16 protein-coding genes are annotated in these 13,370 nt (G+C 49.6%); all 16 read left to right on the top strand.

All coding sequences use genetic code 11. The features are described 5' to 3' along the window. Positions 1-3 precede the first annotated feature (3 nt). The 16 genes from spoIIIAF (at position 4) to AC1DF0_RS14715 (ending at position 13,368) form a co-directional block, all read left to right on the top strand. Positions 4-744: a stage III sporulation protein AF gene (gene spoIIIAF / locus AC1DF0_RS14790; protein ID WP_477574471.1), complete on the top strand. Its 741-nt coding sequence runs from the start codon at positions 4-6 to the stop codon at positions 742-744. Positions 745-788: 44 nt separating this feature from the next. After that, entirely contained in the window at positions 789-1,421 is a 633-nt protein-coding gene (spoIIIAG, locus tag AC1DF0_RS14785; RefSeq protein WP_477574470.1) for a stage III sporulation protein AG, read from the top strand. A gap of 29 nt (positions 1,422-1,450) precedes the next feature. Continuing rightward, the gene (locus AC1DF0_RS14780) at positions 1,451-2,074 is read left to right on the top strand and encodes a SpoIIIAH-like family protein (protein ID WP_442052223.1); all 624 of its coding nucleotides are present in this window, start codon (positions 1,451-1,453) and stop codon (positions 2,072-2,074) included. Between the two features lie 250 nt (positions 2,075-2,324). Next, positions 2,325-2,828 carry an acetyl-CoA carboxylase biotin carboxyl carrier protein gene (gene accB, locus AC1DF0_RS14775; RefSeq protein WP_442052224.1) on the top strand — a complete coding sequence of 168 codons (504 nt, stop codon included), beginning with the start codon at positions 2,325-2,327 and terminating at the stop codon, positions 2,826-2,828. Positions 2,829-2,873: 45 nt separating this feature from the next. Beyond that, complete coding sequence (gene accC / locus AC1DF0_RS14770; RefSeq protein ID WP_442052225.1) at positions 2,874-4,232, top strand: acetyl-CoA carboxylase biotin carboxylase subunit; 1,359 nt, start codon at positions 2,874-2,876, stop codon at positions 4,230-4,232. A gap of 231 nt (positions 4,233-4,463) precedes the next feature. Continuing rightward, positions 4,464-4,871, top strand: a complete 408-nt coding sequence (locus tag AC1DF0_RS14765; protein WP_337101684.1) for an Asp23/Gls24 family envelope stress response protein — start codon at positions 4,464-4,466, stop codon at positions 4,869-4,871. Positions 4,872-4,970: 99 nt separating this feature from the next. Continuing rightward, complete coding sequence (gene amaP, locus AC1DF0_RS14760; RefSeq protein WP_442052226.1) at positions 4,971-5,528, top strand: alkaline shock response membrane anchor protein AmaP; 558 nt, start codon at positions 4,971-4,973, stop codon at positions 5,526-5,528. A 14-nt stretch (positions 5,529-5,542) separates the two neighbouring features. Next, complete coding sequence (locus AC1DF0_RS14755) at positions 5,543-5,776, top strand: DUF2273 domain-containing protein (protein ID WP_337101686.1); 234 nt, start codon at positions 5,543-5,545, stop codon at positions 5,774-5,776. Between the two features lie 133 nt (positions 5,777-5,909). Beyond that, positions 5,910-6,353: a transcription antitermination factor NusB gene (gene nusB / locus AC1DF0_RS14750; RefSeq protein ID WP_442052227.1), complete on the top strand. Its 444-nt coding sequence runs from the start codon at positions 5,910-5,912 to the stop codon at positions 6,351-6,353. 63 nt (positions 6,354-6,416) lie between these two features. Continuing rightward, positions 6,417-7,277: a bifunctional methylenetetrahydrofolate dehydrogenase/methenyltetrahydrofolate cyclohydrolase FolD gene (gene folD, locus AC1DF0_RS14745; protein WP_477574469.1), complete on the top strand. Its 861-nt coding sequence runs from the start codon at positions 6,417-6,419 to the stop codon at positions 7,275-7,277. A gap of 8 nt (positions 7,278-7,285) precedes the next feature. Next, positions 7,286-8,668 (top strand): exodeoxyribonuclease VII large subunit, encoded by a 1,383-nt coding sequence (xseA, locus tag AC1DF0_RS14740; protein ID WP_477574468.1) that lies wholly within the window; start codon positions 7,286-7,288, stop codon positions 8,666-8,668. After that, positions 8,640-8,894, top strand: a complete 255-nt coding sequence (gene xseB / locus AC1DF0_RS14735; protein WP_477574467.1) for an exodeoxyribonuclease VII small subunit — start codon at positions 8,640-8,642, stop codon at positions 8,892-8,894. Before xseA ends, xseB begins: the two co-directional genes overlap by 29 nt. Positions 8,895-8,896: 2 nt before the next feature. Further along, entirely contained in the window at positions 8,897-9,811 is a 915-nt protein-coding gene (locus AC1DF0_RS14730) for a polyprenyl synthetase family protein (RefSeq protein WP_477574466.1), read from the top strand. A gap of 159 nt (positions 9,812-9,970) precedes the next feature. Further along, positions 9,971-11,869: a 1-deoxy-D-xylulose-5-phosphate synthase gene (gene dxs / locus AC1DF0_RS14725; RefSeq protein WP_477574465.1), complete on the top strand. Its 1,899-nt coding sequence runs from the start codon at positions 9,971-9,973 to the stop codon at positions 11,867-11,869. Between the two features lie 8 nt (positions 11,870-11,877). Continuing rightward, positions 11,878-12,711: a TlyA family RNA methyltransferase gene (locus AC1DF0_RS14720; RefSeq protein WP_477574464.1), complete on the top strand. Its 834-nt coding sequence runs from the start codon at positions 11,878-11,880 to the stop codon at positions 12,709-12,711. A gap of 204 nt (positions 12,712-12,915) precedes the next feature. Then, positions 12,916-13,368 (top strand): hypothetical protein, encoded by a 453-nt coding sequence (locus tag AC1DF0_RS14715; RefSeq protein WP_477574463.1) that lies wholly within the window; start codon positions 12,916-12,918, stop codon positions 13,366-13,368. Positions 13,369-13,370 lie beyond the last annotated feature (2 nt).

Here is a 13,370-nt window from a genome sequence, read left to right as displayed (position 1 = left end):
GCGATGGTTGCTTGGCTTAGCGATTGGCTTAGAGACATCATAGCGGTCATCCTAATCGCCGTTTTCGTTGAACTGCTGTTGCCAAACAAAGCGATGCTGCGGTATGTGCGGCTCGTTGTCGGACTTTTTATTTTGCTGACGATTATGTCTCCGATTATGAAGTTGCTGCAGACCGATATGAACTCGATGCTGGACGAAGGGCTCTCTGCTTGGACGCAATCAGCAGCCGAACAAAGCTTGAAGATGCAGGGGATGAACGAGATTAATCAGAATGCGCAGAAGCTTACCGAGAAACGTGATCAAGAAGCTGCCAAGCTGACCGAAATCACGTTGGAAAAAACGATTAAAAGTGAACTGGTGAAGCAGTTGAATGCCCCCGTATCAGAAGTTGACGCGGAACTGAGTTGGGTCTCGGATGCAGGTGTTCGGACGCCTCGTCTGGACAAAGTAACAGTTTCCTTAGAGGCTGCAACAAAAGAGAAAGACGCCGCGAAGGCAGGAGATGAGGATTCGAACTCTGTCAAGGAGGTGCAGGCGATTGCGATAGACATCCATATAGAGAACGAAATTGGAGCTGACGGGGAGAAGGACGATCACTCGGCACCGGCCTCGGATTCTTCGGAGGACGAAGGCTGGAAATCGGCTGCTCCCGCTGAGGAGCAAGCGATACGAGGCTTGATGGCGGAAGGCTGGGGAATAGCGGCTAAAGCTATTGTCGTAAGACAACAAGTTAATGAGCAATAATATTGACCCCTTGGACATAGAAGCGAATGAGGAGGAACAGCGCGGTGGCCAAATGGCTGGAAGGCATAGAATCGGCGGTCGGCGGCGGCCCAAGCGGCCCGAAGCGAGTGAAGACGCTGCGAATATTGCTTATCGTCGGCGGAATTGGAGCGGCGCTGATGATCTTGAATTCATTTCTGACGTTTAACAGGGTCGATCCGCAAACGCCGGATGAGAATCCGCCGCCTCAAGAAGAAGCAGCTTGGAGCAACGGAGCCTCGTCGTTCGATTCCAAATTTGGCGCTATCGAGCAGCCGCTTGAGATGCGGCTCAAAGATATTTTGGAGAAAATCGTCGGGGTGGGTACGGTTAATGTGCTCGTAACGGTCGATGCAACCGAAGAGATTGTCGTCGAACAAAACGAGCAGGAATCGCAGCAAATCCAAGATGAGAACGATAAGAACGGCGGACGAAGACATATTACTTCCATCAATAAGGAAGGGCAAGTCGTTCTCTACGAGGTATCCGGCGACCAGAAGCCGATTATTACGAAGACGATTAACCCGCGCATTCGCGGCATTCTCATCGTAGCTGAGGGTGCGGAGAATGAGACGGTGAGGAAGCTCATCATTCATGCCGTAGAAAAAGGCGTGAGCGTGTCCGTTAACCGCATATCTGTAGTGCCTAGCAAGCGTTAAAAAATTGATCAGTTGGGGAGGGTGTTCTCATGAACACAAAAAGACAAACGGTGTGGCTCGTTTCGATGTTAAGCTTAATGGTGGTATTGTCGGCGTATTATTTATTCACACAGGACGTTGAATCGCCTGATCTCGTAACGGACAACACGCAAACGGAGCAAGGCGGCAAAAACGCAACTGAGGTATCGACTGACGGAAACGAACTGGTCATTGACGATGTGCAGCAGCCTTCAGATGACTCGCTGTTAACGGATGCGGAGAAGGCAGCTCTTGAGCAAGTGGAGGCGCAAGGCTATACGGACGGCGGTATCTTCAGTGAGCTGACTGCCAAACAAGATCAACAGAAGGTAGAGGAGACAGACAAGGCGCTTGCCGCAGTAGGCAACGTGCTCACGAACCCGGACGAAGGTCAAGAAGCTGCGGGCCAGCTGGAGAGCGTGGAGGCGAAATACGCGAAGATTTCCGAGCTGCAGGAAGAACTGCAGAAACAATACGAAATGGTCGTCATCGATGAGGAGAACGATAAGTATAACGTTGTCGTATCGAGCGAGAAGCTGGAGCGCAGCGAAGCGGCTGCCATCATGGAGCTTGTCATGACGAAGCTGGAACTGAAGGCCGACCAAATCTCGGTACAATACGAGCCGCAGGCATAACTGCATAAGCGCTTGAAATGATGTTAGCCCCGCGCTTCGTACGGCCAATGTGCCGTCGGAGAACGGGGCTTTTCTCGTTTGCAGGATCGCAAGGTGAAGGCTTGTCAGAAAAAATGATTCGTGTTCAGGACGGTTTATGATATAATGTTTAACGTTATGTGAACATTGGGAACGTGTGGCAACAATAAGCCGTAGTGGCTGGCGAAATCTCGCTGCTTGCTACCCGCAAACTTAAGGAGTGAATCTATTCATGTTCAAATTGAGCGAGATTAAAGAATTGATCAAACTGGTTGATCAAACTTCCGTTCATGAGCTGGAAATTGAAAACGAAGGGGCGCGCCTGCTTATCCGCAAGCCTGGCAAAACAGAAGTGGTGAATGTGCAAGCGGCTCCAAGCACGTATACATATGCGCAATTGCCGCCTCAAGGCATTCAGCAGTCTGCTGTTCAAGCCGCAGCTCCGGCAGCTGTTCCAGCACAGGAAGCAGCGCCTAGCAAACCGCAAACAGACAACCTGCACAAAATCGTGTCGCCAATGGTTGGTACGTTCTACAGCTCCCCGTCACCGGATGCAGCCGCATTCGTGAGCGTTGGAGACCGCGTACAGGATAAGAGCATCGTCTGCATCATCGAAGCAATGAAGCTTATGAATGAGCTTGAAGCCGAAGTGAAGGGCGAGATCGTAGAAGTACTCGTAACGAACGGTCAGCTTGTCGAGTACGGACAACCGCTGTTCCTCGTTAAACCGGAGTAAGCTGTAATACCTAATAGGGAAACTGTTGTTGAAAGGGGTTCCTTTGTGAAATTCCAAAAAATATTAATTGCAAATCGCGGTGAAATCGCCGTTCGAATCATTCGGGCTTGCAGAGAGCTCGGAATAAGCACGGTTGCCGTCTATTCGGAAGCGGATCGCGATTCGCTTCACGTTCGTTTGGCTGACGAAGCTTATTGCATCGGGCCGACAGCGTCGAAGGACAGCTACTTGAACCTAACGAATATTATGAGCGTGGCAACCATTACGGAATGTGATGCGATTCACCCGGGTTACGGCTTCTTGGCTGAAAACGCCGACTTCGCCGAAATCTGCGAATCATGCAACATAACGTTCATCGGACCTTCTCCGCAGGCTATTAGCAAGATGGGCGATAAAGCGGTTGCCAAGCTAACAATGAAAACTGCTGATGTGCCGATTATTCCTGGCTCGGACGGCTTGATCGAGAACATGGATGAAGCGATTACGATCGCGCGTGAAATCGGTTATCCGGTAATCATCAAAGCGACGGCCGGCGGCGGAGGCAAAGGCATCCGTATTGCGGACAACGAGGAATCGCTTATCCAGCAAATTACGACTGCCCAGCAAGAAGCACAGAAAGCGTTCGGCAATGCCGGCGTATATTTAGAAAAATATTTGACGGGTATGAAGCACGTTGAGATTCAGATTATGGCGGATAAGCACGGCAATGCCGTTCACTTGTTCGAGCGTGATTGCTCCGTGCAGCGCAGACGTCAGAAGCTCGTAGAAGAAGCGCCTTGCTCGGTGCTCTCGGAAGGCTTGCGCGAGAGAATGGGGATGGCCGCTGTCCGTGCCGCGCTCGCCGTTAATTATTCCGGTGCAGGCACGCTCGAGTTCCTGCTTGGTCCAGACGGCAACTTCTACTTCATGGAGATGAACACACGTATTCAGGTTGAGCATCCCGTGACGGAAATGATCACGAACGTTGATCTTATTAAGGAAATGATCTCGGTTGCAGAGGGCAATCCGCTCAGCTTTAGCCAAGAGGATCTGCATATTAACGGCTGGTCGATCGAGTGCCGTATCAATGCGGAAGATTCCGAGCGGAACTTCATGCCGTCGCCGGGCAACATCCCGTTTTATCTGCCTCCAGGCGGAGCGGGCGTTCGGATTGACAGCGCCGTATATCCTGGCTATACGATTTCGCCGCATTATGATTCTATGATTGCGAAGCTGATCGTATGGGGATCGACGCGTGAAGAAGCGATTGCGAGAATGAAACGGGCATTATCCGAGTTTGCCATTGAAGGCATTCGCACGACGATTCCGTTCCATCTGAAGCTGCTGAATCATCCGAAGTTTGTCAAAGGCGATTTTGATATCAAGTTCCTTGAAGAGCATGATATTAATTCCCCAGAGGCCTAAACTTTTCTAAAAATATAAGACTTTATAAGTTTTATACTTATACTAAGCTTATATTTTTCCGGAATGAAACGCGTCTGCCTCCAGAGGACGGTGCTAACCGTTTCACCTTACTTGTGAACAAGTCGTTACGTTTGTCATAAAACGTAGCGAATGTTATAGTATAGAAATAAGATGCGGTCAAATGCTCGGCTTTACCGGGTACGCGCAACTTTAGGGAGGTGTACAACCATCATGAGTATTATTGCTGCTGAATATGAGAAAACGGATATTGGCACGATTCAAATTGCACCAGAGGTTATTGAGGTTGTTGCAGGACTTGCGACGATTGAGGTTGAAGGCGTTGCGGGAATGAGCGGTGGACTGGCAGGCGGTATCGCCGAATTGCTTGGCCGCAAAAACTTGTCCAAAGGTGTAAAGGTTGAAGTAGGCCAGCGCGAGGCAGCTGTTGATGTGTCCATTATTGTTGAATACGGCAATCGTATTCCAGAGATCGCTTCGGAGATTCAACGTAATGTGAAGCGTTCGATCGAGATGATGACAGGACTGCACGTCGTTGAAGTGAACGTACATATTCACGATGTACATTTCAAACAGGCGGAAAAACCGGTAGAAGAAGATCAGCAACAACGCGTAAAATAGTTATTTTTTTAATTGAATTCCGTACAACCCCCTCGTGTATGGGCATGCCGCTCGGCGCAAGGGGGTTTTCATTCGGTTTGGCGGGAGGAGTCGGTGCGCATGGTCAAAGTCATGGACAAGCTGTTTCTATTTCTGTACAGCATCGTGGTTGGATTAATTTCCGTCATCCTGCTGTGCGTTGGATTCGGCGCTGTAACAAGAGATTCAATGAACGATTTCATTTCCGATCTATACCGTTACGATTCGCTTCAGATTACAACGGCAGTACTCGGAATCGTTTTATTCGTATTAAGCTTGCGATTTTTTGTCGTATCGGTTAAACGAGGCTCTGCGCTACCTCCATCTATTGATCAACGTACGGAGTTTGGCGATATTCGCATCTCGCTCGAAACGATTGAGAATCTGTCGCTTAAGGCTGCATCGCGTCATCGCGGGGTGAAGGATTTGCGCTCCCGCATACGTGCGACTGATGCAGGTCTTGACATTGTCCTAAGAGCAGTCGTCGATGGGGAAAGCTCGATTCCGACATTAACGGAAGACATACAACGTTCCGTTAAGGAGCATATTGAAGAAATAGCCGGTATCCCGGTTATGAATGTGGCTGTATATGTCGCTAATGTCATTCAATCCGGCACGTTCAAGAGTCGCGTGGAATAGAGGTGGGCTTCCAAGTGGTATGGAAACAATTGTGGGCAGCCTATTGGAAACGGATAATCGGCGCGGCAACAGGATTGTTATTGGGCATTATATATTTAATAAGCGGCTTCTGGGATATGCTCGTTGTCGGGTTTCTCGTATCGATCGGATATTGGATTGGCAAGCACAAAGAATCAAGCGATGGACCTTTATTGCCTTGGCAAAAGCTTTGGGATTCGCTACTTGACAGATTCCGGCCGTACAGATGATCCTGTGGTCTCCTCCTTACTCCGCAAACCGGACCAATGCTCGTTTACGGGCAGGGAGGAGATCATAGGTTTTTTCGATTCTAGATAGTCATGTTAGAAATTAAATCGGCATTTAAGCTGCCGCGGAGGTCATATGAAACGAAGATTAGCAAGAGAATTAGCAGTGTCCAGCCTATATCAACTGGAAATGAATGAAGTAACAGCCTCAGAGGCTATTGACATGCTGATGGACGAGCTGCGTCAAGAAAATGAGATCGGCGCAAATCCGTCTGAAGTGGGAAGCACCGATGAATTCGTCCGCGAGCTTGTATTTGGCGTCGTTGAACGGAAGCAGGCAATCGACGGCATGCTGCAGCAATTTTTGACGGGATGGCAAGTGGACAGGCTGTCGCGTGTTGACCGTCAGGTGCTGCGCGTAGCCTGCTACGAAATGGTATTCCGCGATGATGTGCCTCCTAAAGCGGCTATCAACGAAGCAATTGAACTGGCGAAGCACTTCGGTACGGAAGAATCGGGCAAGTTCGTCAATGGCGTGCTCGGCAAGCTTCTATCGGAACTGGACGAGCTTAAGTCTTAATTGCCTGACAAAAGATTGACGAATGATTGAGTACTCTAATGACATTTGAAGGGGACGAATGCAATGAGCGCACATATTATTGAAGGCAAAAAAATATCGGATCTTATCCGTTCGGAAATGGTCGTAGAAGCGGCTGCCCTTAAGGAAAAAGGTATCGTTCCTGGGTTAGCTGTTGTTTTGGTTGGAGAAGATCCAGCTTCGAAAGTATATGTCGGTTCGAAGGAGAAAGCTTGTCAGCAGCTTGGGTTTTATTCCGAGGTTCATCGCCTGCCGGCAGATACGAGCGAAGCTGATCTGCTTGCGTTAATCGACAAGCTGAACAATCAGGAGACGATTAACGGCATTCTCGTGCAGCTTCCGCTGCCGAAGCATATTAATGAGAAAGCTGTAATTGATTCGATTCGCGTCGATAAAGACGTTGACGGCTTCCATCCCGAGAGCGTAGGCAATCTCGTAATCGGCGATGATAGCCTGCTTCCATGTACGCCTGCTGGCGTTATCGAGCTAATTAAGCGCAGCAGCGTCGATATTGCGGGCAAGCATGCCGTTGTCATCGGTCGAAGCAATATCGTAGGCAAGCCGGTAGCGATGCTTCTTCTTCGCGAGAATGCAACCGTAACGGTATGCCATTCAAAGACGGCTAACATGGAAGAGCTGGCGAAGCAAGCGGACATTTTGGTTGTGGCCATCGGCAAAGCGAAGGCAATCGACAGCAAGTTTGTTAAACCGGGCGCCATTGTTATTGATGTCGGCATTAACCGCTTGTCTGACGGCAAGCTAGCTGGCGATGTTGATTATGATGATTGCTTGGAGACTGCGGGATACATAACGCCGGTTCCCGGCGGAGTTGGCCCTATGACGATTACGATGCTCATGCAAAATACGATTACTTCAGCTAAGCGAGCTAATGGAATCGGGGAGTGACCAGAACAGTGGCGAATCAGCCTCGTGTCTACTCTGTCAAAGAATTAAATCGTTATATCCGGATGAAAATGGATTCAGATACGCTGTTAAGCGATGTATGGCTTAGAGGCGAAATATCGAATTTCACGCATCATTCCAGCGGTCATATGTACTTCACGCTTAAGGATAGCGACAGCAGACTTAAGTCTGTCATGTTCGCTTCGCATAATCAGCGTCTGCCGTTCATTCCTCGCGAAGGCTCGAAGGTGTTAGCACGAGGCAATGTATCCGTCTACGAGCGGGACGGCAACTATCAATTCTATGTCACTGCGATGCAGCCAGACGGCATTGGCAGCCTATATCTCGCTTATGAGCAGTTGAAAGCGAAGCTGGAAGGGGAAGGCTTGTTTGCGGAATCGCGCAAACGGGCACTTCCTTTCCTGCCGCGTGCGATAGGCGTCATTACATCGCCTACCKGGGCTGCTGTACGCGATATTATCACAACGCTGGAACGAAGGTTTCCTTCTATTCCGGTATACATATACCCCGTTCTTGTTCAAGGAACGCAGGCAGCGCCTTCAATTGTGAAAGCGATAGAAGCAATGAATCGTTTCGGCGAGACGGACGTATTAATTATTGGCCGCGGCGGCGGGTCGTTAGAGGAGCTGTGGGCGTTCAATGAAGAGAGCGTTGCCCGCAGCATAGCCTCTTCTCGAATCCCCGTCATAAGTGCAGTCGGACATGAGACGGATTTCACGATAGCCGATTTTGTTGCCGACCTGCGAGCTGCGACGCCTACTGCAGCGGCTGAACTGGCTGTGCCTCATGTGGCAGAGCTGAAGCAGCAGTTACTTCGGAAGCAGCAGCGTATGGAACAAGCGTTGCGTTACGCTTTGCAGGATCGAAGAGAGAGATTGGCGCGAGCGCGGCGTTCTCCTTTTTTTGTTCATCCTAAGAAATATATGTTGGATCAAGCACAGCGGCTGGATCGTCTGCGGGAACGGCTTGAATCTCGAATGAAGCGCATAGCGGATCGAGGTTATACGCGTCTTGCGAGGCAACAGACAGCGCTTGCAGCACACCATCCTGGCGAACGGGTTGCATTCGCAGCTAAGCAGCTGCAGAGCACCTCCAAAGGGTTGGAACAAGCGATGGCGGCTTATGTGAAAGACAACAAGATGCAGCTATATAATATGATGAAGCAATTGGATGCTTTAAGTCCCCTCAAAGTGATGTCGAGAGGCTATAGCCTCGTTTATGACGAGCATGAACGGAAGCTGATCAAATCGATAAGCGAAGTGGAGACAGGGGCCTTGATTAAAGTAAAGCTAGCTGACGGTCAGTTGGACTGTGAGGTTAGGTCAACGGAAGGAGAACGAAGCGGTGAAAGCAGCGATAAACGAGGAAATTAGCTTCGAACAGGCGATGGAACGGCTGGAATCAATCGTAGCTAAGCTTGAGAATGGCGATGTTCCGTTAGAAGCGGCTATTGAGCTGTTTCAAGAAGGGATGAAGCTGTCGCAGCTATGCGGCGGCAAGCTTGAACAGGTCGAAAGCAAGATCGAACTGCTAATGGAGTCGGAGCAGGGCTTTCAGAAAAAATCGTTTGCGCCTTCAAACGACGATAAAGGAGAATAAGCTTGAGTCAGAGAGACGGAATTATAGCCTATTTGGCACAATGCGCTTCTGAGACAGAAGCAGCCCTTACGCATTCGCTTCCCGCGCAGTGGGATGTGCCGCAGAAGCTTCGCGATGCCATGCAATATTCGCTGGAAGCGGGCGGCAAACGCCTTCGTCCGGCACTCGTATTAGCTGCGGCGGAAGCTGCTGGCGGCGAGGGAACGAAGCGTGAGCAGACGATGCCCGTTGCAAGCGCGATCGAATTTATTCATACGTATTCGCTCATTCACGATGATCTGCCGGCGATGGATAATGATGACTTCCGCCGCGGCAAGCCGACGAACCACAAAGTGTTCGGAGAAGCGATGGCGATTCTTGCCGGCGACGCGCTTCTGACCCATGCTTTCTATTTGGTTACGCAAGCGGCGAATGAAGGCGGACTATCTGCCGATATTGCGCTTGCAATCGTTGGAGACTTGGCGAGACTTGCCGGCGCGCCAGGCATGGTCGGGGGTCAAGTAGCCGATATGCTCGGTGAGCAAGGGATTACGTCCATTAGTGAGCTTGAGTATATTCACCTTCATAAGACGAGCGATTTGATCGTATTCTGTGTTACGGCGGGCGGGCGTATCGGCGGTGCTACGCCGAAGCAGCTTGAGCTTCTATCGGTTTATGGCCGGAACATCGGATTGGCCTTCCAAATTCAAGACGATATTCTTGATTTGATTGGCGACGAGAAGAAGCTTGGCAAGAAAACGAACAGCGATGTAGCGCAGAACAAGGTAACCTATCCGTTTCTAATCGGAATGGAAGAGAGCAAGGCGCAAGTCGAGCGACTTACGCAAGCAGCGAAGTCAGCGATACTTGAAGCGGAGTTTGCTTCACCGGATCGATTGCTCGAAATAGCCGATTATCTTGTGCAGCGCGATCACTAATCGCGGTTCAAGTATTGATAGTATTGGGAAATACGTTTACTGTATGTTAAACTGTACAGTATACGCATCGAACGGGGCTCCCATTCGAGCTTGCTAGTATTCAGATGTAGACGTTCATGGGACAGTAAATCTGCTGTCCGCGAAAGCGAGGAAAGTAAATTGCTGCTTGACCATATTAACGGGCCTCAAGATTTGAAAGCTTTGTCAGTGTCGCAGCTTAATGAGCTGGCGAGCGATATACGGCAATTTCTTATTGAGAAGCTATCCGTTACGGGTGGTCATCTCGCTCCCAATTTGGGAGTCGTTGAACTGACCCTTGCCATGCATTATTTATTTAATAGTCCAGAAGATAAGTTTATTTATGATGTCGGACATCAATCCTATGTGCACAAAATATTGACCGGACGCAAAGATCAATTCGATACGCTGCGGAAGTACAAGGGCTTGTGCGGATTCGTAAAGCGCGCGGAGAGCGAGCACGACGTATGGGAAGCCGGTCATAGCAGCACGTCATTGTCAGCTGCAATGGGTATGGCGCTTGCCCGCGATCTGAAGGGCGAGAACAACCGCGTCGTTGCCGTTATCGGCGATGGTGCGTTAACGGGCGGCATGGCGCTAGAGGCGCTTAACCATATCGGACATGAGAAGAAAAAAATGATCGTTATTTTGAATGATAACGAGATGTCTATTGCACCGAACGTCGGAGCGCTTCATCACTACTTGGGCAAAATCCGCACGGATCGGCATTACCAGAAAGCTAAGGATGAGCTTCAACAGCTGCTTAACAAAATTCCTGCAATCGGCGGGAAACTGGCTAAGACAGCGGAGCGATTCAAGGACAGCTTGAAATATTTGCTCGTTAGCGGTATTTTGTTCGAGCAATTCGGATTAACCTATTTGGGTCCTGTCGACGGTCATGACATGGAACAGATGCTCGATATCCTGCGTCAAGCAGATAATATCCAAGGCCCTGTGCTTGTTCATGTGCTTACCGTGAAAGGCAAAGGCTACTCCCCTGCGGAAGCCGATTCGTTTAAGTGGCATGGTATTACGCCTTATAAGATTGAATCGGGTCAAGTCATGAAGGCAGTCGGACCTCCGGTCTATACGGATGTGTTCAGCGATATGATTATTGAGCTTGCCGAGAAGGATGAGCGAATTGTTGCCGTTACACCGGCTATGCCAGGCGGTTCGGGTCTATTGCGCTTTGCAAGTCAATTCCCGACACGAATGATTGACGTCGGTATTGCCGAGCAGCATGCCGCTACGATGTGCGCAGCAATAGCTATGGAAGGTCTAAAGCCGGTATATGCTGTCTATTCGACGTTTTTACAGCGGGCATACGATCAGGTCGTTCATGATATTTGCCGCCAAAATCTAAACGTTATTTTTGCGATTGACCGTGCCGGCTTCGTAGGCCCGGATGGGGAAACGCATCATGGCGTATACGACATTGCGTTCTTAAGGCATGTGCCTAATTTGGTGCTTATGATGCCTAAGGATGAGAATGAGCTTAGACGTATGCTTGTAACTGCAGTTGAGTATAATGAAGGGCCGATAGCCGTGCGCTATCCTCGCATTAATGGCGTAGGCGTACCGCTTGATCCTAATCCGCAACCACTTGAGATCGGCAAGTGGGAGACGGTTAGAGAAGGCGATTCAGGTGTCATTATCGCGCTGGGACCGATGATTCAAGTTGCTGAAGAAGCTGCTGAATTGTTGAAGCGCGAAGGCCATAACATACAGATTGTGAATGCTCGTTTCATTAAGCCTCTCGACGAGCAGATGTTATTGAATCTGGCTGCCGAAGGCAAGCAAATGATCGTGCTGGAAGAAGGCTCAGAGATGGGCGGACTAGGCAGTGCCGTGCTGGAATTTTATTCCCTGAGTGGCAAGTATGGCTTGCCAATCCGAATTATCGGTGTGCCTGACCGCTTTATCGAGCATGGTTCCATTAAGGAGCAGCGTGAAGAAGTTGGACTTACGGCTGAGCGCGTTGCTACGGAGTTCAAAGAAATGATGCCGCGCCGCATCAAGCGTGTAACAGGAAAGCATTAAGGAGAACGATGACAACGATAGCGAAAGAACGTATTGATGTCCTGCTCGTGGAGCGCGGTTTTTTTGAAAGCAGGGAGAAGGCCAAAGCAGCATTAATGGCCGGGCTCGTGCTCGTTAATGACGAGCCAATCGATAAGAGCGGCATGAAAGTGGCCCGCGATGCAGACATTAAGGTGAAAGGGGCTATTCACCCTTATGTAAGTCGCGGAGGTTTGAAGCTTGAGAAAGCGATCAAAGCGTTCGAAATTGAATTAAACGGCCGCGTTATGCTCGATATAGGTGCTTCTACCGGAGGGTTCACGGATTGCGCACTCCAGAATGGAGTATCCTACGTGTACGCGATTGATGTAGGTTACAATCAGCTAGATTGGTCGCTGCGGCAAGATGAGCGGGTAGGAGTTATGGAAAGAACCAACTTCCGATATATGCAACCGGCAGACTTGGTTGGACCACAGCCATCCTTTGCAACCGTAGATGTTTCCTTTATATCGCTTAAGCTTATATTACCAACGCTAGCGACGCTTCTGTCCCCTGGTGCTGGAATTGTCGCCTTAATTAAGCCTCAGTTCGAAGCAGGCAGGGAGAAAGTTGGCAAGTCCGGTGTTGTCCGCKAGTCCAACGTTCATAAGGAAGTCATTCATAACGTATTAAACATGGCAGCAGAACTCGGATATACGCTGCAGAACATTACGTTCTCACCGATTACGGGCGGCGAAGGAAATATCGAATTTCTTGCTTATTGGCTCTGGAGCGGCGAGGCTGGGGCTGTTGTGCCGGGGTCGCTTGACGTGGAGGGTCTTGTAGCGCAAGCGAATTCAACATTCTCCAGCGGCAAAAAATAAAAGCATTCAGGAAGGATGCCGAGCAGATCAGTTCTGCTGGGGCATCTTTTTTTCTTTACAATATGTTCTATGATTTGATAAACTAAAGACACCAAACAAGCGTTCGCTTTTATTTGAACGTATTTAAGGCTAAGACAGGAATATGGCCCTCTGATATCGAACCATTATGTTATGGTCGGTATTTATAGCAATGGAGGGCTGCTAATGTCGCAATACGGTGATTGGTTCATCATGCTCTTAGCAGGCAGCTTGCTGCTTATCTGGATGTTCCGAGCTTTCTATAGGTGGCTTCATGCCCCGTCAAGTGTAAGCAGACTCAAGCTCGGCAAGGGCGGAACGCTGTCTCCCAATGATGAGAATATTTTGTTGCTGGAGCGGTTCGGGTACGAGGTTGTGTCAGGCAAGCATTTGATTCCTATTGCCGTTGAATTKGACGGTCAAGAGCTCGGAAGCCGGTTATATATTGATTATGTTGCGGAAATGGACAACAAGACGTATATTGTGAAGTCGGCTCGTGAACGGATGCCGATGGATTGGACAGGCAGCGGCGTTCGTGATCGGCTGCTCGTCTATGCGCTCTTGCTGCCTCAATGCTCAGGCGTGTTGTTTGTGGACGCGAAGGAAAGAATAATACGCAAGATTCATTTTCATATTTAGCC

This window comes from Paenibacillus sp. 05T425, assembly GCF_056396205.1.
The sequence above is the reverse complement of the archived record's forward strand: the minus strand, read 5'-3'. Positions and strand labels throughout refer to the sequence as shown.

Bases quoted from the DNA above. Each gene is read 5' to 3' on its own strand.
- accB (WP_442052224.1), top strand. From the start codon at position 2,325: ATGTTCAAATTGAGCGAGATTAAAGAATTGATCAAACTGGTTGATCAA.
- AC1DF0_RS14765 (WP_337101684.1), top strand. From the start codon at position 4,464: ATGAGTATTATTGCTGCTGAATATGAGAAAACGGATATTGGCACGATT.
- spoIIIAF (WP_477574471.1), top strand. From the start codon at position 4: ATGGTTGCTTGGCTTAGCGATTGGCTTAGAGACATCATAGCGGTCATC.
- AC1DF0_RS14780 (WP_442052223.1), top strand. From the start codon at position 1,451: ATGAACACAAAAAGACAAACGGTGTGGCTCGTTTCGATGTTAAGCTTA.
- nusB (WP_442052227.1), top strand. From the start codon at position 5,910: ATGAAACGAAGATTAGCAAGAGAATTAGCAGTGTCCAGCCTATATCAA.
- folD (WP_477574469.1), top strand. From the start codon at position 6,417: ATGAGCGCACATATTATTGAAGGCAAAAAAATATCGGATCTTATCCGT.
- amaP (WP_442052226.1), top strand. From the start codon at position 4,971: ATGGTCAAAGTCATGGACAAGCTGTTTCTATTTCTGTACAGCATCGTG.